The 23810-nt window shown below is 69.7% G+C and carries 22 protein-coding genes; 12 read left to right on the top strand and 10 right to left on the bottom strand.

Going from position 1 to position 23810, the window contains the following annotated elements; translation table 11 throughout:
* The first annotated feature begins 194 nt into the window (after nucleotides 1-194).
* Nucleotides 195-1799 (top strand): phosphoglycerate dehydrogenase, encoded by a 1605-nt coding sequence (gene serA / locus ACGFSB_RS34830; RefSeq protein WP_393407829.1) that lies wholly within the window; start codon nucleotides 195-197, stop codon nucleotides 1797-1799.
* Nucleotides 1800-1909: 110 nt separating this feature from the next.
* On the opposite strand, the gene ACGFSB_RS34825 is transcribed toward serA, so the two are convergent.
* On the bottom strand, nucleotides 1910-3463 hold the full coding sequence (locus ACGFSB_RS34825) for an MFS transporter (protein ID WP_393407826.1): 1554 nt from the start codon (nucleotides 3461-3463) through the stop codon (nucleotides 1910-1912).
* Nucleotides 3464-3560: 97 nt separating this feature from the next.
* On the opposite strand from ACGFSB_RS34825, the gene ACGFSB_RS34820 reads away from it, so the two are divergent.
* Nucleotides 3561-4148: a TetR/AcrR family transcriptional regulator gene (locus tag ACGFSB_RS34820; RefSeq protein ID WP_393407824.1), complete on the top strand. Its 588-nt coding sequence runs from the start codon at nucleotides 3561-3563 to the stop codon at nucleotides 4146-4148.
* 135 nt (nucleotides 4149-4283) lie between these two features.
* Here the strand turns inward: ACGFSB_RS34820 and ACGFSB_RS34815 are convergent, their stop codons facing one another.
* Nucleotides 4284-5453 (bottom strand): PucR family transcriptional regulator, encoded by a 1170-nt coding sequence (locus tag ACGFSB_RS34815; RefSeq protein ID WP_393407822.1) that lies wholly within the window; start codon nucleotides 5451-5453, stop codon nucleotides 4284-4286.
* 179 nt (nucleotides 5454-5632) lie between these two features.
* Between ACGFSB_RS34815 and ACGFSB_RS34810 the strand changes: the two genes are divergently transcribed.
* Nucleotides 5633-6559 (top strand): proline dehydrogenase family protein, encoded by a 927-nt coding sequence (locus ACGFSB_RS34810; RefSeq protein ID WP_393407820.1) that lies wholly within the window; start codon nucleotides 5633-5635, stop codon nucleotides 6557-6559.
* Nucleotides 6560-6599: 40 nt separating this feature from the next.
* Nucleotides 6600-8231: an L-glutamate gamma-semialdehyde dehydrogenase gene (gene pruA, locus ACGFSB_RS34805; protein ID WP_393407818.1), complete on the top strand. Its 1632-nt coding sequence runs from the start codon at nucleotides 6600-6602 to the stop codon at nucleotides 8229-8231.
* Nucleotides 8232-8355: 124 nt separating this feature from the next.
* Here the strand turns inward: pruA and ACGFSB_RS34800 are convergent, their stop codons facing one another.
* Complete coding sequence (locus tag ACGFSB_RS34800; RefSeq protein WP_393407816.1) at nucleotides 8356-9240, bottom strand: alpha/beta fold hydrolase; 885 nt, start codon at nucleotides 9238-9240, stop codon at nucleotides 8356-8358.
* Nucleotides 9241-9346: 106 nt separating this feature from the next.
* Entirely contained in the window at nucleotides 9347-9715 is a 369-nt protein-coding gene (locus ACGFSB_RS34795; RefSeq protein ID WP_393407813.1) for a MerR family transcriptional regulator, read from the bottom strand.
* Nucleotides 9716-9770: 55 nt separating this feature from the next.
* Between ACGFSB_RS34795 and ACGFSB_RS34790 the strand changes: the two genes are divergently transcribed.
* Nucleotides 9771-10931, top strand: a complete 1161-nt coding sequence (locus ACGFSB_RS34790) for an alkene reductase (protein ID WP_393407811.1) — start codon at nucleotides 9771-9773, stop codon at nucleotides 10929-10931.
* On the opposite strand, the gene ACGFSB_RS34785 is transcribed toward ACGFSB_RS34790, so the two are convergent.
* From ACGFSB_RS34785 to ACGFSB_RS34775, 3 genes are all read right to left on the bottom strand, one after another.
* On the bottom strand, nucleotides 10910-11617 hold the full coding sequence (locus tag ACGFSB_RS34785; RefSeq protein ID WP_393407808.1) for a nitroreductase family protein: 708 nt from the start codon (nucleotides 11615-11617) through the stop codon (nucleotides 10910-10912). The genes ACGFSB_RS34790 and ACGFSB_RS34785 overlap by 22 nt on opposite strands.
* Before the next feature lie 2 nt (nucleotides 11618-11619).
* A complete protein-coding gene (locus ACGFSB_RS34780) occupies nucleotides 11620-11850 on the bottom strand; it encodes a hypothetical protein (protein ID WP_393407806.1) in 231 nt (76 codons plus the stop codon).
* A 145-nt stretch (nucleotides 11851-11995) separates the two neighbouring features.
* Nucleotides 11996-13012 (bottom strand): NADP-dependent oxidoreductase, encoded by a 1017-nt coding sequence (locus ACGFSB_RS34775; protein WP_393407803.1) that lies wholly within the window; start codon nucleotides 13010-13012, stop codon nucleotides 11996-11998.
* Nucleotides 13013-13149: 137 nt separating this feature from the next.
* Here ACGFSB_RS34775 and ACGFSB_RS34770 point away from each other — a divergent pair, with 137 nt between their 5' ends.
* Nucleotides 13150-14043: a LysR family transcriptional regulator gene (locus ACGFSB_RS34770; RefSeq protein ID WP_393408040.1), complete on the top strand. Its 894-nt coding sequence runs from the start codon at nucleotides 13150-13152 to the stop codon at nucleotides 14041-14043.
* A 228-nt stretch (nucleotides 14044-14271) separates the two neighbouring features.
* Nucleotides 14272-14400 (top strand): hypothetical protein, encoded by a 129-nt coding sequence (locus tag ACGFSB_RS34765; RefSeq protein WP_393407801.1) that lies wholly within the window; start codon nucleotides 14272-14274, stop codon nucleotides 14398-14400.
* Here the strand turns inward: ACGFSB_RS34765 and ACGFSB_RS34760 are convergent.
* Both ACGFSB_RS34760 and ACGFSB_RS34755 read right to left on the bottom strand, forming a co-directional pair.
* On the bottom strand, nucleotides 14394-15986 hold the full coding sequence (locus tag ACGFSB_RS34760; RefSeq protein WP_393407798.1) for a purple acid phosphatase family protein: 1593 nt from the start codon (nucleotides 15984-15986) through the stop codon (nucleotides 14394-14396). The genes ACGFSB_RS34765 and ACGFSB_RS34760 overlap by 7 nt on opposite strands.
* 83 nt (nucleotides 15987-16069) lie before the next feature.
* Entirely contained in the window at nucleotides 16070-16822 is a 753-nt protein-coding gene (locus ACGFSB_RS34755) for an alpha/beta hydrolase (protein ID WP_393407796.1), read from the bottom strand.
* 253 nt (nucleotides 16823-17075) lie between these two features.
* Here ACGFSB_RS34755 and ACGFSB_RS34750 point away from each other — a divergent pair, with 253 nt between their 5' ends.
* The 3 genes from ACGFSB_RS34750 (at nucleotide 17076) to ACGFSB_RS34740 (ending at nucleotide 19854) form a co-directional block, all read left to right on the top strand.
* Entirely contained in the window at nucleotides 17076-18125 is a 1050-nt protein-coding gene (locus ACGFSB_RS34750) for a 3-isopropylmalate dehydrogenase (RefSeq protein WP_393407793.1), read from the top strand.
* Nucleotides 18126-18386: 261 nt separating this feature from the next.
* On the top strand, nucleotides 18387-19484 hold the full coding sequence (locus ACGFSB_RS34745) for a branched-chain amino acid aminotransferase (RefSeq protein WP_393407790.1): 1098 nt from the start codon (nucleotides 18387-18389) through the stop codon (nucleotides 19482-19484).
* Between the two features lie 115 nt (nucleotides 19485-19599).
* Nucleotides 19600-19854, top strand: a complete 255-nt coding sequence (locus tag ACGFSB_RS34740; protein ID WP_393407788.1) for a hypothetical protein — start codon at nucleotides 19600-19602, stop codon at nucleotides 19852-19854.
* Here ACGFSB_RS34740 and ACGFSB_RS34735 read toward each other — a convergent pair.
* Entirely contained in the window at nucleotides 19824-21263 is a 1440-nt protein-coding gene (locus ACGFSB_RS34735) for a cytosine permease (protein ID WP_393407786.1), read from the bottom strand. The genes ACGFSB_RS34740 and ACGFSB_RS34735 overlap by 31 nt on opposite strands.
* 161 nt (nucleotides 21264-21424) lie before the next feature.
* Between ACGFSB_RS34735 and ureA the strand changes: the two genes are divergently transcribed.
* Together ureA and ACGFSB_RS34725 are read left to right on the top strand one after the other, a co-directional pair.
* Entirely contained in the window at nucleotides 21425-22105 is a 681-nt protein-coding gene (gene ureA / locus ACGFSB_RS34730; protein WP_393407784.1) for an urease subunit gamma, read from the top strand.
* A complete protein-coding gene (locus tag ACGFSB_RS34725) occupies nucleotides 22102-23799 on the top strand; it encodes an urease subunit alpha (RefSeq protein ID WP_393407781.1) in 1698 nt (565 codons plus the stop codon). The genes ureA and ACGFSB_RS34725 overlap by 4 nt, the downstream gene beginning before the upstream one ends.
* Nucleotides 23800-23810 lie beyond the last annotated feature (11 nt).

The raw sequence follows: 23810 nt of genomic DNA, 5'->3' as shown, positions 1-23810 counted from the left end.
CCCGAGCCGCCCGGCACGCACTCTCGCCGCACCGGCCGAAGGTCCAAGTAGCTCCGCTACGAGGGCCATCGTCCGGCACGCCGAGAGCACGCACCGAACGACACGGGACCGCACCCACCCCTTCCCGGTGGCGCTCCCCTCCACCGCATGCGGCCGTCGGGACGGCCGTCCGCATTGGAATTGTGAGGACTCACGTGAGCACTGCTGCCAACGGCAAACCGGTCGTACTCATCGCTGAAGAGCTGTCGCCCGCCACTGTCGACGCCTTGGGCCCGGACTTCGAGATCCGTCAGTGCAACGGCGCGGACCGCGCCGAGCTGCTGCCGGCCATCGCCGATGTGGACGCCATCCTGGTCCGCTCCGCGACCAAGGTCGACGCCGAGGCCATCGCGGCCGCCAAGAAGCTGAAGGTCGTCGCCCGCGCGGGCGTCGGCCTCGACAACGTGGACGTGTCCGCCGCCACCAAGGCCGGCGTCATGGTGGTGAACGCACCCACCTCGAACATCGTCACCGCAGCCGAGCTCGCCTGTGGCCTGCTCATCGCCACCGCCCGCAACATCCCCCAGGGCAGCCAGGCCCTGAAGGCCGGCGAGTGGAAGCGCTCCAAGTACACGGGCGTCGAGCTCGCCGAGAAGACCCTCGGCGTCGTCGGCCTCGGCCGCATCGGCGCGCTCGTCGCGCAGCGCATGAGCGCCTTCGGTATGAAGGTCGTCGCCTACGACCCTTACGTGCAGCCCGCGCGGGCCGCGCAGATGGGCGTCAAGGTCCTCACGCTCGACGAGCTGCTCGAGGTCTCCGACTTCATCACCGTGCACCTGCCCAAGACCCCCGAGACGGTCGGTCTGATCGGCCACGACGCCCTGCACAAGGTCAAGCCCGCCGTCCGCATCGTGAACGCCGCGCGCGGCGGGATCGTCGACGAGGAGGCGCTGTACTCGGCGCTGAAGGAGGGCCGCGTCGCGGGCGCCGGTCTGGACGTGTACGCGAAGGAGCCCTGCACGGACTCCCCGCTCTTCCAGTTCGACCAGGTCGTCTGCACGCCGCACCTCGGTGCTTCGACGGACGAGGCGCAGGAGAAGGCCGGTATCTCGGTCGCCAAGTCGGTGCGCCTCGCCCTCGCGGGTGAGCTCGTGCCGGACGCCGTGAACGTCCAGGGCGGCGTCATCGCCGAGGACGTACGCCCCGGTCTGCCGCTCGCCGAGAAGCTCGGCCGGATCTTCACCGCGCTCGCGGGCGAGGTCGCGGCGCGGCTCGACGTGGAGGTGTACGGCGAGATCACCCAGCACGACGTGAAGGTGCTCGAACTCTCCGCTCTCAAGGGCGTGTTCGAGGACGTCGTCGACGAGACGGTTTCGTACGTCAACGCGCCTCTCTTCGCCCAGGAGCGTGGCGTCGAGGTCCGCCTCACCACGAGCTCGGAGTCCCCGGACCACCGCAACGTGGTGACCGTGCGCGGCACGCTGACCGGCGGCGAGGAGATCGCGGTCTCCGGCACGCTCGCCGGGCCCAAGCACCTCCAGAAGATCGTCGCCATCGGCGAGTACGACGTGGACCTCGCCCTTGCCGAGCACATGGTCGTCCTCCGGTACGCGGACCGTCCCGGCGTCGTCGGCACGGTCGGCCGTGTCCTCGGTGAGTCGGGCATCAACATCGGCGGTATGCAGGTCGCTCGTGCGGACGTGGGCGGCGAGGCGCTGGCCGTGCTGACCGTGGACGATTCGGTGCCGCAGTCGGTGCTGAACGAGCTGGCCGCGGAGATCGGTGCGGAGTCCGCGCGTGCGGTGAATCTGACCGACTAGGGGGCACCCCGAAGCTTCGGTTGCCGGTTGTCACCGGCTTCGCCAAGTTCGTCCTCAAACGCCGGACGGGCTGGAATCTCCAGCCCGTCCGGCGCTTTTGTCCTGCGGTCTCAGATCAGGGCCTTCTCCGGCTCGGGCTCCGGAGCCGCCGCGGGCTGGATCCGGCGCAGCGTCACCGCCGCGAGAACCGCCGATGCGATCAGGATCGCCGCCCCCGTCAGCGCAGCGACATGCATGCCGCTCGTGAACGCCTCCCGCGCCGTGTCGACAAGAGCGGAAGCCGCCTTGTCCGGCATCTCGCGGGCCACCGCGAGCGCGCCGCCCAGCGTCTCGTGGGCCTCGGCCGGAGCCGCGTCCGGGATGTCGTTCCGGTAGACCGCCGTGCCGATGGAGCCGAGCAGGGCCATGCCGAGCGCGCCGCCGAACTCCTGGCCCGTCTCCAGGAGCGAGGACGCGGAGCCCGCCTTCTCCGCCGGGGCCGAGCCGAGGGCCAGGTCGGTGAGCTGCGAGCCGATGACCACCGCGCCGCAGGCGAGGATCCCGGCGGCGGTGAGGACCGTCCACAGCGAGTCCGTGCCGGTCAGGGTCAGCAGGCCGAACCCGCACGCCGAGACGGCGAAGCCGGCGGCGACGACCGAGGCGCGATTCACGCCGCGCTGCACCAGGGCCGTGGCGACCGGCGCCGCGAAGCCGATGAGGACCGAGGGCAGCAGGGCCCACAGCGCGGCCTCAAGCGCGCTCTTGCCCAGCACCGACTGCAGATACTGCGTGGTGAAGTAGGCCGAGCCCATCATCGCCAGGGACGCGACCAGGTTGAGGAGGACCGCCGGGGCGAAGCCGCGGCCCCGGAACAGGGCGGGGGAGATCAGCGGGGACTCCGCGGTGCGCTGGCGGTGGACGAAGAGGGCGGCGAAGACAAGACCGACGGCGAGTGAGACGGCGTACGAGGTCTCGAAGCCCTCGGCGGCGATCTCCTTGAGGCCGTAGACGACGGGCAGCACAGCGGCCATGGACAGCGGCACGCTCATGAGGTCGAAGCGGCCCGGCTTCGGGTCCTTGGACTCCGGGATGAGGACCGGCGCGAGGATCAGGAGCATCACCATCGCGGGCAGGTTGACCAGGAAGACCGAGCCCCACCAGAAGTGCTCGACGAGGATGCCGCTCATCACCGAGCCGAGCGCGATACCGCCGACCATCACGCCTGACCAGATGCCGATCGCCTTCGCACGCTGTCCTGCGTCGCGGAACATCGTGCGTACGAGGGCCATCGTGGACGGCATCAGGGTCGCGCCGCCGATGCCGAGGACCGCGCGGGCGGCGATGAGCAGCTCGGCGCTGTTGGCGTAGGCGGCGGTGAGGGAGGCCGCACCGAACGCGGTGGCGCCGAACATGAGCAGCTTGCGGCGGCCGATGCGGTCGCCGAGCGAACCCATTGTCATCAGCAGGCCCGCGAGCACGAATGCGTAGATGTCGAAGATCCACAGCTGTTGGGTGCCGCTCGGCTCCAGGTCGGCGCTGATCGCGGGGACCGCGAAGTAGAGGACCGAGACGTCCATCGAGACCAGGAGCAGCGGCAGCATCAGGACGGCGAGCGCGGTCCACTCCTTGCGGCCCGCGCGCTCCGGGACCGTCGAATTCCCTTGTTCGTGCGTCGAGTTCGTCATGCCGAGGACTGTACGGACGTCTTAAACGCTTGTCTAGTACGAGCGTATAAAACGCTGGTCTGGGACGGGTGTATGGATCGGGGGTAGGCTGGCCGGCATGGGACACCGCGAAGATCTGCTCGAAGGCGCCAAGCGCTGCCTGCTGGAGAAGGGGTTCGTGCGTACGACGGCGCGCGACATCGTGAAGGAGTCCGGGACCAACCTGGCGTCCATCGGCTATCACTACGGCTCGAAGGACGCCCTGCTCGTGGAGGCGTACGTCGCGCTCATCGAGCCGATGGGCGAGGGCTTCGAGGGTGCGGTCGGCGCGGCGCGAGCCGTGGAGGGCGGCAGCGGCATCGAGCGGTTCCAGGAGACGTGGGCGAACGTCATCCGCTCGATCCCCGAGTCACGGGCCGTCTGGATGCTGAGCCTGGAGGTCGTCACGCAGGGGGAGCGGCTCGCGGGCATTCGCGATCTGCTGGCGAAGGCGCAGGTGGAGGGGCGGCGCGGACTCGCCGCGATGTTCACCGGGATCGCGGAGGACGACCTGCCCGAGGATGTCGTGGAGACCGAGGGGCGCTTCTATACGACGCTGCTCAACGGCCTGATGGTGCAGTGGCTGTTCGACGAGGCGTCGGCGACCGACGCCGAGCAGCTGACCGAGGGGCTGCGGCGGGTCATGCAGCGGGTCTCGACCACGTGACGCGTGAGTGGGGCGGGAGGCCCGAAGCCTCCCGCCCCACTCGTGGCGACGGCCCCGTCAGCCGGTGAACCCCGGCACCACCAGACCTGGGACCTGACCTGCCGGGCGCCCGCCGGTCGCGAATCCTGAACGCGCCTACAGGCGTGACGCCTTCAGGACCATGTGCAGCAACAGCCGGTCCTCGCCGTCGTCCAGGTCGAGGCCCGTGAGCTGCTCCACGCGCGACAGGCGGTAGTAGAGCGTCTGGCGGTGGATGCCCAACTCCGCTGCCGTGCGGCCCGCTTGGCCCGCGCAGTCGAGGAACACCTCGGCGGTGCGGGCGAGTTCGCGATGGGCGGGGGAGAGGAGTGCGCGGGCCACCGGGTCCTGGGCGGCCTCCGCGGGCAGGGACGTGAGCAGACGGTAGGGGCCCACGTCCGACCACTGGGCCACCGGGGCGAAGCGTGGCTCGGCGCGGGCCGCTCGGGCCGCCGTCGATGCCTCCCACCAGGCTGCGCCGAGCTCGTCCAGGCCGTGCCGGGCGTTCGCGATTCCCGCGGCTGCGGAAGCCGCCGAATCCAGGAGCCGGGTGGCCGCCGATACCGCTGGGGTGAGCACGTCCGCCGAGCGCAGCCTGACCAGGACCGCGAGGCTCTGGCCCGCCGTGCCCCACGGCACCGTGCACAGGGCGGTGGCCCCCTGCACTGTACGGACCGAAGGGGCTGAGTCGGGGTCGGCGGAGGGCCACGGGGCTACGCACACCACCGCGTGCAGGCCGTCCCCGCGCGGGCCGAGCGCCGTGCGCAGGTCGGCCACGGCCATGTCCCGCTGCCAGCCACGCTCGGCGGTCAGGACCGCGCGGAACTCCCTGGTCAGGTCGGCGCCCGCCTGCGCCTCGTCGGCAAGGAGCGCGCCGATGCGGGCGGCCACCTCCATGGCGGCGGTCAGCTGGGCGTCCGTGGGTCCCGGATCGTCGTCGAGCAGCCATACGTAGCCGAGGGCGAACCCCCGATGCCGTACGGGAAGGCAGATCCGCCCGCGGTAGACGCCCGCCTCCGGAGTGGGCGGAATGCGGACCGGGGTCGTGGCGCGGGTGATGCCGAAGCTCTCGAACCAGGTGCGCACCCCGGCCGTGGAGCGGCGCGTGAGGATCGAGCGGGTGCGGACCGGGTCGAGTGCGGTCGCGTCGAAATCGCTGTCGCCGCCGCTGTCGTGCGCGCCGAAGGCGATCAGCTCGAAATCACGGTTCTCGAGCGTCGCGGGGGCGGCAAGCAGGGCAGAGATCTCGTCGACCAGTTCCTGGTAATCGCCTTTCACGCTGTCCATTCTGACGTAGTTCGCCCCTCCCTTCAGACAGATGTCTGAGATCCAGGGCAAGGATGCGTGACAGGTGTCGATGGCCCAGGATCGGAGGGATCCTTAAGTTTCACGGTGGTTCTCCGTGCCGTACCGGCTTGTTACGCATATCCGGGTACGGCCCCGTTCTACTCTCCGTGGAGGTGCCCGTGCTGGGTCCCGTGATTCTCGCCGCGTCACGCAGCGACAAGATGCGCCGTTTCGTATCGGCGGCCCCGGGCACCAAGCAGGTCGTCGGCCGCTTCATCGCGGGTGAATCGGTGGACCAGGTGGTCCCGATCATCACGGAATCGGTCGACCAGGGCCTCGAGGTCACCCTCGACGTCGTCGGCGAGGACATCACGACGCCCGAGCAGGCCGCCACCGCGCGCGACGCCTACCTGGAGCTCGTGGAGCGCCTCAAGGACCTGGGGCTTGGCACCAAAGCTGAGATGTCCATCAAGCTGTCCATGTTCGGCCAGGCGCTCGAGGGCGGCCACGAGCTGGCTCTCGCCAACGTCCGCCCGGTCGTCCGCGCCGCCGCCGCGATCGGCACCACGGTCACCCTGGACGCCGAGGACCACACCACCCTCGACTCGATGTTCGCCATCCACGAGGAGCTGCGGAAGGACTTCCCGCAGACCGGCTGCGTCATCCAGTCGTACCTCTTCCGTACCGAGGACGACGCCCGCCGCCTGGCCGCCGCCGGCAGCCGCGTACGCATCGTGAAGGGCGCCTACAAGGAGCCCGCCGAGGTCGCGTACCAGGAGAAGGCGGAGATCGACAAGGCGTACGTCCGCATCATGCGCATCCTCATGGAGGGTGCCGGGTACCCGATGATCGGGTCCCACGACCCGCGCCTGATCTCCATCGCACAGGAGCTCGGGCGCCGTGCCGGGCGCAAACTGGACGAGTACGAGTTCCAGATGCTGTACGGCATCCGCAGCGACGAGCATCTGCGGCTTGCGGCCGAGGGCCACCGAATGCGCGTATACACCGCCTACGGCACCGACTGGTACGGATATTTCATGCGCCGCCTCGCGGAGAAGCCGGCCAACCTGCTCTTCTTCGCCCGCTCCATCCTCACCAAGGGCTGAGCTCCCTTTCCCCCGACACCCCCTAAGGAGAACGGAACTCATGGACGCCGTCACCCAGGTCCCCGCGCCGGTCAACGAGCCGGTGCACGGCTACGCTCCCGGTTCGCCGGAGCGTGCCCGCCTCGAGACCAAGCTCAAGGAGCTCTCCGAGAATCCCATCGAGCTGCCGATGACCATCGGCGGCGTCAAGCGCCTCGGTGGCGGTGAGGCCTTCAAGGTCGTGCAGCCGCACAACCACCAGGCCGTCATCGGCAACGGCCGCGGCGCCACGCAGCAGGACGCCCAGGACGCGATCGACGCCGCTCTCGCCGCCGCCCCGGCGTGGCGCGCGATGTCCTTCGACGACCGCGCCGCGATCATCCTGCGCGCCGCCGAGCTGCTCTCCACGACGTGGCGCGAGACCCTCGCCGCGTCCACGATGCTCGGCCAGTCCAAGACCGCGCAGCAGGCCGAGATCGACACTCCCTGTGAGCTCATCGACTTCTGGCGCTTCAACGTCAAGTACGCCCGTGACCTGCTCGCCGAGCAGCCCCCGGCGAACTCGACCGGCGTCTGGAACCGCCTGGACCACCGCCCGCTCGAGGGCTTCGTCTACGCGATCACCCCCTTCAACTTCACCGCCATCGCGGGCAACCTCCCCACCGCCCCGGCCCTCATGGGCAACGTGGTCGTGTGGAAGCCGTCCCCGACGCAGACGCACGCCGCTGTGCTGCTCATGCAGCTCCTGGAAGAGGCGGGCCTGCCCAAGGGCGTCATCAACCTCGTCACCGGTGACGGCATCGCCGTCTCCGAGGTGGCCCTGACCCACCGCGACCTGGCGGGCATCCACTTCACCGGATCGACCCCGACCTTCCAGCACCTGTGGAAGACGGTCGGCGAGAACATCGCCAACTACCGCACGTACCCCCGCCTGGTCGGCGAGACCGGCGGCAAGGACTTCGTCGTCGCGCACCCGTCCGCGGACCGCGCCGTCCTGAAGACCGCGCTGACCCGTGGCTCCTTCGAGTTCCAGGGCCAGAAGTGCAGCGCCTCGTCGCGTGCGTACGTCCCCGCCTCGATCTGGAACTCCGGTTTCAAGGAGGAGTTCGCGGCCGAGGTCGACGGCATCAAGATGGGTGACGTCACCGACCTGTCGAACTTCATCGGCGCCGTCATCGACGAGCGCGCGTTCGCCAAGAACAAGGCGGCCATCGACCGCGCGGCGGCCGACCCGACCTGCACGATCGTCGCGGGCGGCACGTACGACGACTCGGTCGGCTACTTCGTGCGCCCGACCGTCGTCGAGTGCTCGGACCCGGCCAACGAGGTCTTCACGACCGAGTACTTCGGCCCGTTCCTGGCGATCCACGTCTACGAGGACGACAAGTACGAGGAGATGCTGACCCAGATGGAGTCGGCTTCGGACTACGCCCTCACGGGTTCGGTCATCTCGGGCGACCGCGCGGCAGCGGCGTACACGATGGAGAAGCTCCGCTACGCGGCGGGCAACTTCTACATCAACGACAAGTCGACCGGCGCCGTCGTCGGCCAGCAGCCCTTCGGTGGCGGTCGTTCCTCCGGCACCTGCGACAAGGCCGGCGCCCCGCAGAACCTGCAGCGCTGGACGCTGACCCGAGCCATCAAGGAGACGCTGGTCTCGCCGACGGACTACGGCTACCCGCACATGGGCTGAGGCCCGCCCCGGGCATGATGCCCACCCCCTGAACCCCGCCTCCGATCTGGGCCCCACCCCGGTCGGAGGCGGTGTTGTCTGTGGGTGTCGTCTGTAGGTGCCGTCTGTAGTTTTTGTCCGCTGGTCAGGCTGCGGCGGCCAGCCTCGTGAGGAAGCCGTCGATCAGCTCGCCGATCTGCGCCGAGTGCGTCTCCAGGGCGAAGTGCCCGGCGGGCAGCAGGTGCACCTCCGCCTTCGGCAGGTCCCGCAGGAAGGCGAGCGCGCCGTCCGGCACGAAGATCTCGTCGTGGGCGCCCCAGACCGCGAGCAGCGGGATCTGGGAGGCGCGGAAGTACTCGTGGAACGCGGGATACAGGTCGATGTTGCTTCCGTAGTCGCCCATCAGCGCGAGCTGTATCCCGTCCTGGCCGTCGCGGGCCAGCAGCGCCGTGTCGTGCTGCCAGGCGCCGGGGTCGAGCAGACTCGGATCCGGGACTCCGTGCGTGTACTGCCACTTGATGCCCTCCGGGGACCAGATCTCCCGTACGGGCGCGGCGGTCTTCTCGCTCGGGTCCGCGATGTAGGCGAGGGCGGGTGCCCAGGCCTCGGTGCCGAGGCCTTCCTCGTACGCGTTGCCGTTCTGCGTCACGATCGCGGTGACGCGCTCGGGGTGCGCGAGCGCGAGGCGCAGGCCGATGGGGGCGCCGTAGTCCTGGACGTAGAGCGCGAAGCGCGTCAGGCCGATCCGCTCGGTGAACTCCGCTGTGACATCGGCGAGTTCGGCGAAGGTGTAGGTGAAGTCATCGGCGGATGGCGCGGCGGAGCGGCCGAAGCCGATGTGGTCGGGGGCGATCACGCGATACCGGTCCGCGAGCAGCGGGATGAGGTCGCGGAACATGTGTGAACTGGTGGGGAACCCGTGCAGCAGAAGCAGGACGGGTGCGTCGGTGTCTCCCGCCTCGCGGTAGAAGATCTCGTGCCCTCGTACGTCGGTGGACCGGTAGTGCACCTGGCGAGTACGCGTCATCATTTCTAACCCCCAAAAGAGCTTTCAATGGTTGCCTTGGGGGTGAGTGAAGCATGTGCGGTGCTAACTGGTCAATGGGCTTTTACTGGTTAGGTGCCAGGTCTCGCGGTCAGGCCTCCACGCGCCCCGAGGCCGCGGAGATCACCTCGTCCAGCACATCCCGGGCCCGCAGCAACTCCTCCACCATGCCGTCGATCCGGGCCCGCTCCACCGAAAGCTCCTCCACCAGCCAAGGCGTGGCGCTCGCCGAAGGGCCGCCGTCCTTGTCCCGCATACACGGCAGCAGCTCCACGATCTTCGCGCTGCACAGGCCCGCCGCGAACAGCTCCTGGATGTGGACGACCCGGTCGACCGCCTTCTCGGGATACTCCCGGTGACCCCCAGGCGTACGCTCGGCCGCCAGCAACCCCTGCTTCTCGTAGTAACGCAGGGACCGCTCACTCACAGCGGTACGCCGCGACAGCTCACCGATCCGCATCCCAGAGCCCTCCAGACTTGAATCTGACACCGGTGTCAGCTCTTACCGTTCCGGCATGACGAACAGCAAGCTCCTTACACCGTATTCCGTCCCCACGGCCAGCGGCCTGCGCCTGCCCAACCGCATCGTCATGGCCCCCATGAGCCGCCACCGCGCCACCGACGACGGCACCCCGCTCCCCGTAGTCGCCGACCACTACGCCCAGCGCGCCACCGCGGGCCTCATCGTCACCGAGGGCATCTGGCCGTCGAGCCGGGGTCAGAGCGGCTGGCGTTACCCGGGGCTCGAGACCGCCGCGCACATCGAGGGCTGGCGCCGGGTGACCGAGGCCGTACATGCCGATGGCGGCCGGATCTACGCCCAGCTCATGCACGGCGGCCGCCACGGCCACCCGCTGTCCCGCATCGACGAGGACATCCCCACGGCGCCCTCAGCCGTGCTGGCCCCGGGCCGCGTGCACGTACGCGACGGGGCGAAGGCCGACGCGGTCACCCCGCGTGCGATGACGCTCGCCGAGGTCCACCAGGCCGTCGAGGACTTCGCGGCCGCCGCCCGCAACGCCATCGCTGCGGGCTTCGACGGAGTGGAACTCCACGGCGCCAACAGCTACTTGATCCACCAGTTCCTCGCCGACAACACCAACCTCCGCGACGACGAGTACGGCAAGAACACCATCGCCGACCGCATCCGCTTCGCGGTGGAGGTGACCCGAGCGGTGGCGGACGCCATCGGCGCGGAACGTCTGGGGCTGCGCCTCTCGCCCGGTAACCCCCAGTTCGGCATGGCCGAGGCTGACCCGGGGCCCGTCTACCGTGCGCTCCTCGACGAGGTCGACGGGCTCGGCCTCGCCTATCTCCACCTCACCGACAACGCCGACTACCCCGCCCTCACCGACCTGCGCCCCCACTGGCACGGCACTCTCATCGCCAACGTGGGCGAGAACGGCGACCCGACCACCCGCGAGGCGGGCGAGGCGGTCCTGGCGGCCGGACGCGCCGACCTGGTGTCGTACGGCAGGGCCTTCATCTCCAACCCGGACCTGCCGCGCCGCTTCGCGCTCGGCGCCCCGCTCAACACGATCGACGCGGCGCACCTCTACACCCACGGCGCGGCGGGCTACACGGACTACCCGGCCCTGGACCAGGAGCGGGGCCTGGACTTCGACCGGGAGCTGGAGCCGGAGCTGGAGCTGGCTCAGACTTCGATCAGGACCTGATCCAGCGACTTCCGTACGAGATCGGGCACCTGGCAGTCCGCCGCCGGATACCCCACAGGGATCACCGCGAATGCCTTCTCGTTCTCCGGGCGCCCGAGCACCTTGGACAGGAACCGCATCGGGCTCGGCGTGTGGATCAGCGCCGCGAGCCCCGACAGATGCAGCGCGGAGAGCAGCATCCCCACAGCTATGCCGACCGACTCGTCCACGTAGTAGTGCTTGTGCTTGGCTCCGTCGTCACCCAGCCAGTACCGCTGCTGGAAGACGACGATCAGCGCGGGCGCGTCCGTCAGATGGGCCTTCACGTCATCCGTGCCCAGCGGACGCAGGGCGGCGAGCCACTCCTCGCCGAGCCGCCCGTCGTACGAGATCTGCTCCTCGTGCTCGGCGGCCTCGCGGATGCGCTGCCGTATGCCGGGGTCCTGTACGAGGACGAATGTCCAGGGTTGCTGATGCGCGCCGGACGGCGCGGTCGCCGCGCACGCGATCGCGTCCCGCACGGCCTGCGCGGGCACGGGGTCGGGTGCGAACTGCCGAACGGTCCTTCGCTCATCCATCCGCTCGCGCAACTCGGCTGCGTGCGCGAGGGATTCGGCCTCGGGCATCCGGGCGGGGTGGTAGGGAACGGAGCGGTAGGGCTCGCCGTGGATGGGGGTCCAGGGCCGTGCTTCGGTCTCGTCAGCCATGTTCACGAGTGTGCCCCGGTCAGCTCCATCCCGTCACGATCAATGAGAGCCCCGTCGTGAATCCGACGCAGAGCAAGGCCAGATACAGCCCGTAGAACCGCCGCAGCCGATGTGCGCGCCAACTGCACACCGGATGCGGCGAGTCGGACCGCTACTGTCAGCGCCGAACCCGCGGTGATCACCACCAGCACCAGCACCAGCACCAGCACCAGCACCGGCACCAGCACCGGCACCACCCACCCGGAAGCCGCCCGCGAGGACCACGAGCGCGCAGCATTCCGTCTTGCCGACCGGGCCGCCGTTGAGGCGGGGCGCCGACCTCGCCGACCTCGACCCGGCGCACGAACTCCTCATCGACTGGCGCGACGGGGACATTTTCTAGGCGCCCCGTGCCTCGGAGGCTTCCGCCGCCCGCACGATGATCTTGCCCCGGTTCTCGCCCCGCAGCATCCCCAGGAACGCGTCCACGATGTTGCCGAAGCCGTCGACCACGGTCTCGTCGAGCCCGATGCGTCCGCTCTGCAGATGCGGCACGACGAACTCGTTCAACTCCTCCTGCACTTCACGGTGGTTGCGGACGAGGAAGCCCTCCATGCGCAGACTCTTCTCGACGATGTCGGGGAGATTGCGCAGCGCGTACGGCGTGCCGGTGCTGTTGTACTGGGCGATCGTGCCGATGCGTACGATCCGCCCGTACTCGCGCAGCGAGGCGATCGCGGCTTCGAGGTGCTCACTGCCGACATTGTCCACATAGAGGTCGATGCCGTCGGGCGCCGCCTTCGCGAGAAGGTCCGCTGTCGGGCCTGTGTGGTAGTCGAAGGCCTCGTCGTAGCCGACGTGTTCCGTCAGGTACGCCGCCTTCGCCGCCGTCCCCGCGCTGCCGACGAGCCGTCCGGCGCCCATCAGGCGTGCGAGCCGCCCGGTGGCCGTGCCCACGCCGCCGGCCGCTGCGGAGACGAACACGTCCTGCCCTTCGCGGAGTTCGGCGATTCGGGTGAGGCCGACATAGGCGGTGAGTCCGGTGCCGCCGAGGATGCTCAGGTGCGCGGAGAGGGGTACGCCGTCGAAGCGGGGGACGGCGCGGGCCTCCTCGGGGGTGACGACGCTGTGGGTGCGCCAGCCCTGCCGGTGGAAGACGATCTCGCCCTCGGGGAGCGCGGGGTCGCGGGACTCGATGACACGGCCGAGCGCACGGCCCTCCAGGGGTGCGTCGAGCTCGAAGTCGCCGTCCATCATTTCGCGGTGGTACGGGTCCACCGACCAGTACAGGTTCTCCACCAGGGCCGTTCCGGGGGTGGGCGCGGGCGGCGCGGACTCGACGAAGGTGAAGTCGGCCGGGGTGGGGAAGCCATGAGGGCGGGCGGTCTGGTGCACGGTGAGCGCGGTCTCGGTCATGACGGTGACCGTACGGAGGAATGCGGGGGCCGGGGAGAGGGTTGCGCTCATGGAACGGCCCGGTCCATGAAGGGTCCTCATAGAAGCAGGTGGGAACCCTGATGGATGCCGCTCGGAAGATCGCCGCAACCGCTGCCATGGCTGCCGCTCCGAAGACCGCCGCCACCGACCTCGCCCCGCACGAGCTCCGCATCCTCGTCGCCGTCGACAGCGAGCGCGGGTTCTCGGCGGCGGCGCAGGCCCTCGGCCTCACCCAGTCGGCGGTATCGCACTCCGTCCGCGGCATCGAGCGCAAGGTCGGTGCCGTGCTCTTCGAGCGGGGCCGCAAGGGCGCCACGCCGACGCCCGCCGGAACCGCCGCCGCCGGATACGCCCGGCGCGTCCTGCGGCTGCTCGACACCCTGGTGGCGGAGGCCCGCGGCGCGGACAGCGGCACCGTCGAAGGACCCCTGCGCATCGCCGCCTTCCGCAGCGCCGCCCTGTATCTGCTCCCGGCCGCCCTGCAACGCCTCGCCGCCAGTCACCCCGGTATCCGGCCCGAGGTCCGCGTGGTCCGGGAGCTCGGCGCGGGCACGGCGGGCGAGGTCGCCGAGGGCCGCGCCGACGTGGGCATCGCGACGCTCGGCGGCAGCTCGCCCGTGCCCGCCGGGCTCATCGGCGACGTACTCCTCGAAGAGCCCTACGCGCTGGTGCACCCGGTGGGCCACCCCGACCCGCGCTCGCTGCCGCTGGTGGACTGGCACGAGAACTGCGGTTCCTACACGAGACAGTGGTGGCGCAGGCAGGACTGGATCCCCGGGGCGACCGTGCTGACCGAGGACGACGGAGCAGTGCTCTCGATGGTGAGCAATGGTCACGGCATGGCGATCATGCCCGCCCTCTCCCTGACCGGAGCACCGGACACCATCGAGATCACCGATCTCGGCACGGAGCGCCCGACCCGCTCCGTGGGCTACGTCACTACCCCCGAGCTGGCTTCTTCCACGGCTGTGAGGGCCCTGATCCGGGAGCTGCGCGCGGTACGCGAGTGAGGCTCGTGGCGAGGCCGGTAGCGAGGCCCGTCTCAGATAGTAGGAAGTCCGAGTAATTGTGGAGACAGATGCGGGGTCCTCACTTAGCTTGGTAGAAGCCGAACGTCTCGCTCGATCAAGCGAATGGCGGTCGTGAGCCGGAGCCCCCGCAGGCGAACCCTGCTGCTCCACCGCTCCCCGCCCCTTCCGGCGTCTCGATAACCCCTTCCCTCAAGGAGTGGATCTCCCATGGCCGAGACGACCGCACGCCGAGTCCGCCACGCCCCCCGCACGAACGAGTCCGAGCGCAAGAACGCCGCCGCCGCCCTGCAGCGAGCCCTCGACCGCAGGGACAACGGCGGCGAAACAGGTCACTGACCCCCGCGCGCCACCTCGAAGTGGTCCACGCGCTCACCGCTCTCGGCGAGCGCGGAGACCGTCAGCTTCGGGTTCGCACCGGCCGTCACCTCCACCGCGAGGAACGAGAAGCCGGTGTAGCGCACCCGTGACCACTCCACCGTGTCCGGGTCGGGAAGGCGCAGCTTCGTCCAGTGGAAGGACACGATCGAGTCGTGGTCGTGCACGTTCCCCTCGTAGCTGTCCTTCACCCCGAGGCCGAAGCTGTAGAGGTCCTTGCCCGCGCCGCCCGCGGTGACGTACACGATGCCGTCGCGCGTCGGATCGGTCGACGCGCCGACCGGCACGGGCTTGCCGACCTCGCCGCCCTTGACCGCGTCGGTCCGCTCGTAGACGTGGTTGTGGCCGTTGATGACCAGGTCCACCTGGTGCTTGGTGAACAGCTCGAGCCACGCGTCGCGCACCCCGCCGTCCGACGCGTGGGTCGCCGTCGAGTACATGCAGTGGTGGAAGAAGACCACGACGAAGTCGATCGAGTCGTCCGCCCGCAGTGCGCCGAGGCGCTTGTCGAGCCAGGCGGTCTGCTTGCCGTCCGTGTAGCCCTTGTTGGCGGGGATCTCGTACGAGACGTCGTTCGCGTCGAGCGCGACGATGCCGACATTGCCGTACGTGAAGGAGTAGACGCCCGGCGCGTTCTTCGGGTCGAAGCCGTTGTCCGGGAGCGACCAGCGGGCGGACTGGCCGCCGTAGCCGTTCGGTGAGTACCAGGCCTCCATGTCGTGGTTGCCGGTCGTCACCATCCACGGGACGGACTTCGCGACGCTCTCCGTCTGCGCGAGGAACTGGTCCCACACACGCGCGTCGTACGTGTCCGACTCCTTGCCGTGCCCGCTGGAGTCGGCGTAGCAGATGTCCCCCGCGTGCAGATGGAAGGACGGGTTCTGGCCGAGGATCAACTGGTCGTTGGCCAGCGCGTCATAGCTCACGCCCTGGTCGCCGAAGGCCGTGAAGACGAACTTCTCCGCCGCCGCGGGTGCCGTGCGGAAGGAGCCGATCGTCGCCATCCGCTCGGGGGACGCCGGGTCGAAGCCCTCGTGGCCGACGCCGTAGTAGTACGTCGTGCCGGGCTTCAGGCCGTCGAGCGCCGCGTGCAGGTAGTACTGCTCGACCGCGGGCAGCTTCTTCGACAGGGACGGGGTGTGCAGATCGCGCACCTCCGCCTCGATCTTCCGGCTCAGCTCCCAGGGCTCCAACCCCACCCGCAGATAAGGGGACTTGACCGCGAGCGGCACCTGCCAGGAGACCCGCATCTGCGTCTTCGGGTCGGCCCCGAAGGCGAGATGCCGGGCGAAGGGCGCCACCAGCTTGCCGTCCACCCGTACCGGAGCGGGCGGCGCGGCGAGCGGGGTCGACGCCGAAGCGCCCCCGCCGTGGGCGCTGCCCGAGCTGCCGGCGAGCAGGCCGATGCCGCCCGCCGCCCCGGCCGTGGCGAACGAACTGGCGAGCACCTTGCGGCGGGAGAATCTCTTGCGCAGGTATTCGTGCTGCTCCGGCATGTTCATCTCGGCCGCGAGCTGCGCCGGTATGCCGACGTTGGGGGTGTCCATGGGAGGAAAACTTCCCAGTAACTTCCAACTCCCGCCAGGCCTCCAGGTGAAGAGAGGGTGGCCATGTGGTGGACGGCCCGGTCTCACTTCAGATGCCGGGTGAAGAACTGGGCCGCGGCATCCCCCGCGAACTGTGGGACGCCGGCGTGCCCGCCCATGTTGGCGTGCAGTGTCTTCTCCGTGGAGGCGAAGGCGTCGAACAGGTCCAGGGCCGTCTGCCGGTCGTTCCCTTCGTCGTCCCACTGCAGCAGGACATGCAGCGGAATGGTGACCTGGCGTGCCTCGTCGAACATGGCGCGCGGCACGAAACTCCCGGCGAACAGACCGGCGGCCACGATGCGCGGCTCGACCACCGCGAGCCGGACCCCGATGGACATCACTCCCCCCGAGTACCCGACCGGGCCGCCGATCTCGGGCAGCGAAAGGAGGGCGTCCAGGGCAGCCTGCCATTCCGGGACCGCCTTCTCGACCAGCGGGAGTACGAGGGCGTCGACGATCTCGTCGCCGACCGGCTCGCCTGCCTCCAGCGCCCGGCGCAGGTCGGCGCGGGCCTGCTCGAGGGCGGGCCAACGGGGCCGGTCGCCGTTCCCGGGGAGCTCGATGGTGGCCGAGGCGAAGCCCTCCGCCGCGGACTGCCGGGCCCGCCCCGCGAGGCGGGGGTACATCTTGCGCAGTCCGAGGGGAGGGTGGCCGAGCAGGATCAGCGGCGCCGGTGCGGAGGCGGCTGCGGGCGCCCACAGGATGCCGGGGATGCCGGGGCTGTCGGGGGTCTCGCCGAGGGTGAATTCGCGCTCGATGACGCCGTCGTCGAGACGCTGTTCAGAAGTGAAGTGCATGGTCGTGCCTTTCGGGAGGGCTCTGAAACGGCGCTCCCGGACGACCTGCCTATCGCCCGACCGTGAACCCCGAGGGGAGCACCCATGTCGATACTGCGTTCACGGGTACCACCTCCTCGTTCTCTCGCACGGCCGCCAGCAAATTAGCAGTGGCCGCGGTGGGCCCGCCAACGGGTTTTTCGGGGAGGCTCAAGAGGTGTCCGCATGTCGGACCGTGAGTGTCATCCCGTGGGACGGAGCGTAGGCTTCTCGCATGTCGGATAGTTCTCGCATCCTCAATCTCGCAGTGATCCCCGGTGATGGAATCGGCCAGGAAGTCGTGGCCCAGGGGCTCAAGGTCCTCAATGCCGTCCTCCCGCAGGATGTGAAGCTGGAGACCAAGGAGTTCGACTTCGGCGCCAGGCGCTATCACGCCACCGGTGAGACCCTCACCGACGCCGATGTGGAGGCCCTCAAGCAGTACGACGCGATCCTCCTCGGCGCGATCGGCGACCCCTCGGTCCCGTCCGGCGTCCTGGAGCGCGGCTTCCTGCTGAAGCTCCGCTTCCTCTTCGACCACCACGTCAACCTGCGGCCGTCGAAGCTCCTTCCGGGTGTCTCCACTCCGCTCGCGGGGCAGCCGGAGATCGACTTCATCGTCGTACGCGAAGGGACCGAAGGCCCCTACACGGGCAACGGCGGCTCGATCCGCACCGGTACCCCGCACGAGGTCGCCACCGAGGTCTCCGTCAACACCGCCTTCGGCGTGGAGCGCGTGGTCCGTGACGCCTTCGCCCGTGCGCAGGCCCGCCCGCGCAAGAAGCTGACGCTGGTCCACAAGAACAACGTCCTGGCGTACGCGGGTCACCTCTGGACGAACGTCTTCAACAAGGTGGCGAAGGAGTTCCCCGACGTCACCACGGACTACATCCACGTCGACGCCGCGACGATCTACCTCGTCACCGACCCGGCCCGTTTCGACGTGATCGTCACCGACAACCTCTTCGGCGACATCATCACCGACCTCGCCGCGGCCGTCTCCGGCGGCATCGGCGTCGCGGCCTCCGGGAACATCAACCCGGCGCGCGAGTTCCCCTCGATGTTCGAGCCCGTGCACGGCTCGGCGCCGGACATCGCGGGCCAGGGCAAGGCCGACCCGTCGGCCACCGTCCTCTCGGTCGCGCTGCTCCTGCGTCACCTCGGGTACGAGGACGAGGCGGCGCGCATCGAGACTGCCGTCTCGGCGGACCTCGCGGAGCGCGGTGAGAGCGTCCGCTCCACCGAGCAGATCGGCGACGCCCTCGCCGTACGAGTAGCGGGCTGACCCGGTAGCTCATCCTCTGGACACAGAAGCCGCCGGGTCTGGTATCACGGACCCGGCGGCTTCTCGTATGCGGCTCCGGGTGCCACCATCGACCCCTGGGCCGCATTCACGCTGTTTCTTCCTCGGCGCCACGAGAGCGATAATCGAACGTGGGGCCGCGGAATGCAGGGTTACTCGGACGTCCTAGTACGAGAAGTACAGGCGTGGAAGTGCAGACGTGAGCGCGGTCCGTCACCATCACACCGTGAAGGACTAGTACTCATGACGACGACGCCGACACCCACGATCGAGCTGAAGCCCACCTCGACCCCGCTGTCCACCGCGGAGCGCGAGGCGATCCTGACGAACCCCGGGTTCGGTCGCCACTTCACCGATCACATGGTGACGATCAAGTGGACGGAGGGCCGCGGCTGGCACGACGGCCAGCTCGTGCCGTACGGCCCGCTCTCCCTCGACCCGGCGACCAACGTCCTGCACTACGCGCAGGAGATCTTCGAGGGCCTCAAGGCGTACCGCCAGCCCGACGGCACGGTGGCCTCCTTCCGGCCCGAGGCCAACGCGGAGCGCTTCCAGCGGTCGGCGCGGCGGCTCGCGATGCCTGAGCTGCCGGTCGAGACGTTCATCGAGGCGTGCGACGCGCTGGTCAAGCAGGACAAGGCGTGGGTGCCGGCGCACGGTGGCGAGGAGTCGCTGTACCTGCGTCCGTTCATGATCGCGAGCGAGGTCGGGCTCGGCGTGAAGCCCGCCAACGAGTACCTGTTCATCGTGATCGCGTCGCCCGCGGGCGCGTACTTCCCCGGTGGCGTCAAGCCCGTCTCGATCTGGCTCTCGGAGGACCGCGTGCGGGCCGTCCCGGGCGGCGTGGGCGACGCCAAGACCGGCGGCAACTACGCGGCGTCCCTGCTCGCGCAGGCCGAGGCCGCGGCGAAGGGCTGCGACCAGGTCGCGTACTTGGACGCGGTCGAGCACAAGTGGGTCGAGGAGCTCGGCGGCATGAACCTGTACTTCGTGTACGGGGACAAGATCGTCACGCCGACTCTGACGGGGTCGCTCCTTGCCGGGATCACCCGTGACTCGCTGCTCACGGTCGCCCGTGACCTCGGCTACACGTCGGAGGAGTCGCGGGTCTCGATCGACCAGTGGCAGGCGGACACCTCCGAGGGCACGCTCACGGAGGTCTTCGCCTGCGGCACCGCCGCGGTGATCACTCCCGTGGGGACGGTCAAGTGCCGCTCGGGGGAGTGGACGCAGAGCGGTGGTGAGCCGGGTCCGGTGACGATGCGGCTTCGTGAGGCGCTGCTCGATGTGCAGCGGGGGACGGCGAAGGACCGGCACGGCTGGATGCATGATCTCGGCTGAGAGCGGCTCGATGTGATGCCGGGGCCGGGCCGCTGAGGCCTGCGGCGCCTGTGGCGGGTGGAGTGGGGGCTGGTGTAGCGGCCTCGGTCTGTTTGGGCAGCGGGGCCGCGCCGGTATGTCCGTCCTCGCTATCGTCCAGTGGCCGCGTGGGTACTTCGGCCCCGGAGTGCCGCGAACCGTGCTCCGGGCGGAAATACCGGCACGACCCCGCGCGAGCGCTGCCGACTGCGGGCCGCCGCCTCGTCTCTTCCGCAATGTCGCATCACGTGACGGACTGCTCGGCTGCGTAAGGGAGTTGATCGACGGCACGTACGGGGGCGCCGTCACCAAGCGGTACGGCTATGAGCTGATCACGGCGTCGGCACGCTGACCCGGCGAGGGGTCCTGTGCGGGCTCGGGTGCCTGCTTGCGTTCAAGGACTGTGTACGCCACCCCGCCCACCAGGCCCGACAGGAGGAAGCTGCAGTCCACCCCGCCCGTCAGGGAGAGCAGCGGGCCCTCGTAGGAGGGCAGGGAGACGGCCGCGAGGCCGACCGCCGCGCCCAGGGCCCAGCTCACCGTCGCGGGGACGTTCCAGCCCGCGCGGTACCAGTAGATCCCGCCCCTGGAACGGCGGTTGAAGACCTGGAGCGACTCCGCGTCGTAGACGCCCCGGCAGCGCGCGAAGCCGATCAGGGTGATCACCGCCCAGGGGGTGCCGATCGCCGTCAGGAGCAGGACGAACGACGTCATCGCGTCCTGCGCCTGCCACGCGTAGTGGCCGACGAAGACGCAGGCCGTGGCGACCACCGCGACCGTGAATGTCGCACGGGCACGGGACGCGCGCGGCAGGATCGCGTCCAGGTCGAGACCCATCGAGTACAGCATCAGGCCCGCGTTGCCGACCGAGCCCGCCGATGCGGCCAGGAGGAGCGGGATCAAGTACCAGGTGGGCGAGGCCGAGACCAGCGGGCCCGCGTAGTCGAGCGCCGAGCCCGCCGCGTACGCCGTGAACGTACCGAAGAGCTGCGGAACCAGGAGCCCGGCGAGCAGGCCGGCCCACGATGCCCGAAGCACCGTCCGGGAGCTGTGGCGGGTGGGGGAGACGTAGCGCGTGTAGTCGCCCAGGAGCGTGATGAAGGCGATGGGGCCGCTCAGGCCCGCCGCCACCAGGGAGAGCAGCCAGGTGGGCCAGAACGAGCCCAGGAGGTAGCCGCCCGCGTCGGGCACGGCGGCGGTGGTGAAGTCGGGGCCGTAGGCCACCACGCCGAGGATCAGGAGGGCGGTCATGCCCACCGCGAGGACGCGCGAGAGGCGCAGCAGGACCCGGTAGCCGTACACCGCCCCCGTCACCGTGGCGGCGGCGAGGAGCGCGTACACGATCCCGTACGAGAGGCCGCTCGACGGGAGCCCTGTCAGCCGGTGCAGGACGCCCACCATCACGTCGCCGCCGATCCAGACGGTCAGCGCGGTGTAGCCGAGGGAGAGGAGGAGGCCCACGACCGAGCCGACGAGGCGGCCCCGGACGCCGAACTGGGCTCCTGAGGATGTGGAGAGGTTCGTGCCCGTACGGAGTGAGACCAGGGCAAGGGGTGCCGTCAGGGCCGTTCCGATGACCGTGCCTGCCACCACGGACGTGACCGACGCCCACCAGCCGAGGCCGAACGACACCGGAAGCCAGCCGAAGACGATCACCCCCAGGCAGAGGTTGGAGCCGAGCAGGATCGAGATGAGGTCGCGGGGTCCGCTGGTGCGTTCCCCGTCCGGGATGGTGTCGACTCCGCGCTGTTCTATCGGCATGAGGGTGCCCCTGACGCTCGATCGTGGCCGCCTGCGCACACAGGCCGCCGTCCGACTATTTGAGTGCTGCTCAATGTGACTGAGGCAAGCTCGCGCGTCAATGTTTCCGTCGTGTCAATCTTGTGGTTAGAGTGATGCTCAAACGACGGAGGTGTGGTGGAGTGCGGCTTACCCCCACGGAACGCGACCGGCTGCTGCTCTTCGGGGCGGCCGAGCTCGCCAGGGCCCGCAAGGCGCGCGGCCTCAGGCTCAACGTCCCCGAAGCGACCGCGCTGATCGCGGACACGGTGTGCGAGGCGGCCCGCGACGGGGCCAGACTCGCCGAGGCGATCGAGCACGCGCGCTCGGTCCTCGGCTCTGACGACGTCCTGCCGGGTGTGGCGGACGTGGTGACCGAAGTGCATGTCGAGGCCGTCTTCGACGACGGGTCCCGGCTCGCGGTCGTGTCCCGGCCGATCGGGACGGGCCTGGGCGCAGAGGCGCCGGGAGCGCTGCTTCCGGGCCCGGAGCACGAGGAGCTCACCCCCGTCCTGACGCTGACCGTGCGCAACACCGCCACCGTTCCCGTCTCCGTGACCTCGCACTTCCACCTCTTCGAGGCCAACCCCCGGCTCGACTTCGACCGCTCCGCCGCCTACGGGATGCGGCTCGCGGTGCCCGCCGGGTCCTCGGTCCGCTTCGGGCCCGGCGAGAGCGTCGACGTGGGGCTCGTGCCGATCGGCGGCGAGCGGATCGCGATCGGCTTCGCGGGGCTCGTGGACGGTCCGCTCGACGCGCCCGGCGCGAAGGAAGAGGCCCTGCGCAGGGCCAGGGCCTGCGGCTACCTGGGAGCTGACCGATGACCACACAACGCATCGATCCGTACGCGTACGCCTCGACCCACGGCCCTCGCGCGGGCGACCGGGTCCGGCTGGGGGACTCCGGACTGACCGTCCGGGTGGAGTCCGATTCTCAGCAGTACGGTGACGAATTCCTGGCCGGGTTCGGGAAGACCGCCCGCGACGGGCTGCACCTGAAGGCCGCCGCCGTCCGCGAGACCTGTGACGTCGTCATCAGCAATGTGCTGGTCATCGACGCCGTGCAGGGCATCCGCAAGGTGTCCATCGGGATCAGGGAAGGCCGCATCCACGCGATCGGCCGTGCCGGGAATCCCGACACCCTCGACGGGGTCGACGTCGTCGTCGGCACCGGTACGTCCATCGTCTCGGGGGAAGGGCTCATCGCCACCGCCGGGTCCGTGGACACCCATGTACACCTGTTGTCGCCGCGCATCATGGAGGCGTCCCTCGCCTCCGGTGTCACCACGATCATCGGCCAGGAGTTCGGGCCGGTGTGGGGCGTCGGGGTCAACTCCCCCTGGGCCCTTCGCCACGCGTTCAACGCCTTCGACGCCTGGCCGGTCAACATCGGCTTCCTGGGCCGGGGTTCGTCCTCGCACGACGCCCCGCTGATCGAGGCGCTCGCCGAGGGCGGCGCGTCGGGCTTCAAGGTGCACGAGGACATGGGCGCGCACACCCGCGCGCTCGACACCGCGCTGCGGGTCGCCGAGGAACACGACGTGCAAGTCGCCCTGCACAGCGACGGGTTGAATGAATGTCTCTCGGTCGAGGACACCCTCAAGGTGCTGGAAGGGCGGACCATTCACGCCTTCCACATCGAGGGCTGTGGCGGCGGTCACGTACCGAACGTACTGAAGATGGCGGGCGTGCCGAACGTGATCGGCTCCTCCACCAATCCCACGCTGCCCTTCGGGCGCGATGCCGTCGCCGAGCACTACGGGATGATCGTCTCCGTCCATGATCTGAAGACGGATCTGCCGGGTGACGCGCACATGGCCCGCGACCGCATCCGGGCCGGGACGATGGGCGCCGAGGACGTGCTGCACGACCTGGGCGCCATCGGCATCACCTCCTCCGACGCGCAGGGCATGGGGCGCGCGGGCGAGACCGTACGCAGGACCTTCGCGATGGCCGGGAAGATGAAGGCCGAGCTCGGCCCCATGGACGGCGACGGCGACGGGGACGACAACGCGCGCGTCCTGCGCTACATGGCCAAGCTGACCATCAACCCCGCCATCGCCCACGGCCTCGCCCACGAAGTCGGCTCCATCGAGCTCGGCAAGCTCGCCGACATCGTCCTCTGGAAGCCCGAATTCTTCGGCGCCAAGCCGCAGTTGGTGCTCAAGTCCGGCTTCCCGGCCTATGGAGTCGTGGGCGATCCGAACGCCGCGACCGACACCTGCGAGCCCCTCGTCCTCGGCCCGCAGTTCGGGTCGTACGGTGCGACGCCCGCCGACATCTCCGTGGCCTTCGTCGCGCAGGCAGCCGTCGACCAGGGCAACGACCAGATGCCGACGCGGCGGCGCAGGGTCGCCGTGCGGGGCACCCGGGGCATCGGGCCCGCCGATCTGCGCCTCAACTCGCGCACCGGGTCCATCGACGTCGACCAGCGCTCCGGCCTGGTCACCCTCGACGGCGACCCGGTCCGTTCCGAGCCCGCCGACTCGGTCTCGCTCAACCGCCTCTACTTCCTGTAGTTCTCCTTCCC

It is taken from the genome of Streptomyces sp. NPDC048441, assembly GCF_043200235.1.
Lineage (GTDB): Bacteria > Actinomycetota > Actinomycetes > Streptomycetales > Streptomycetaceae > Streptomyces.
The sequence above is the reverse complement of the archived record's forward strand: the minus strand, read 5'-3'. Positions and strand labels throughout refer to the sequence as shown.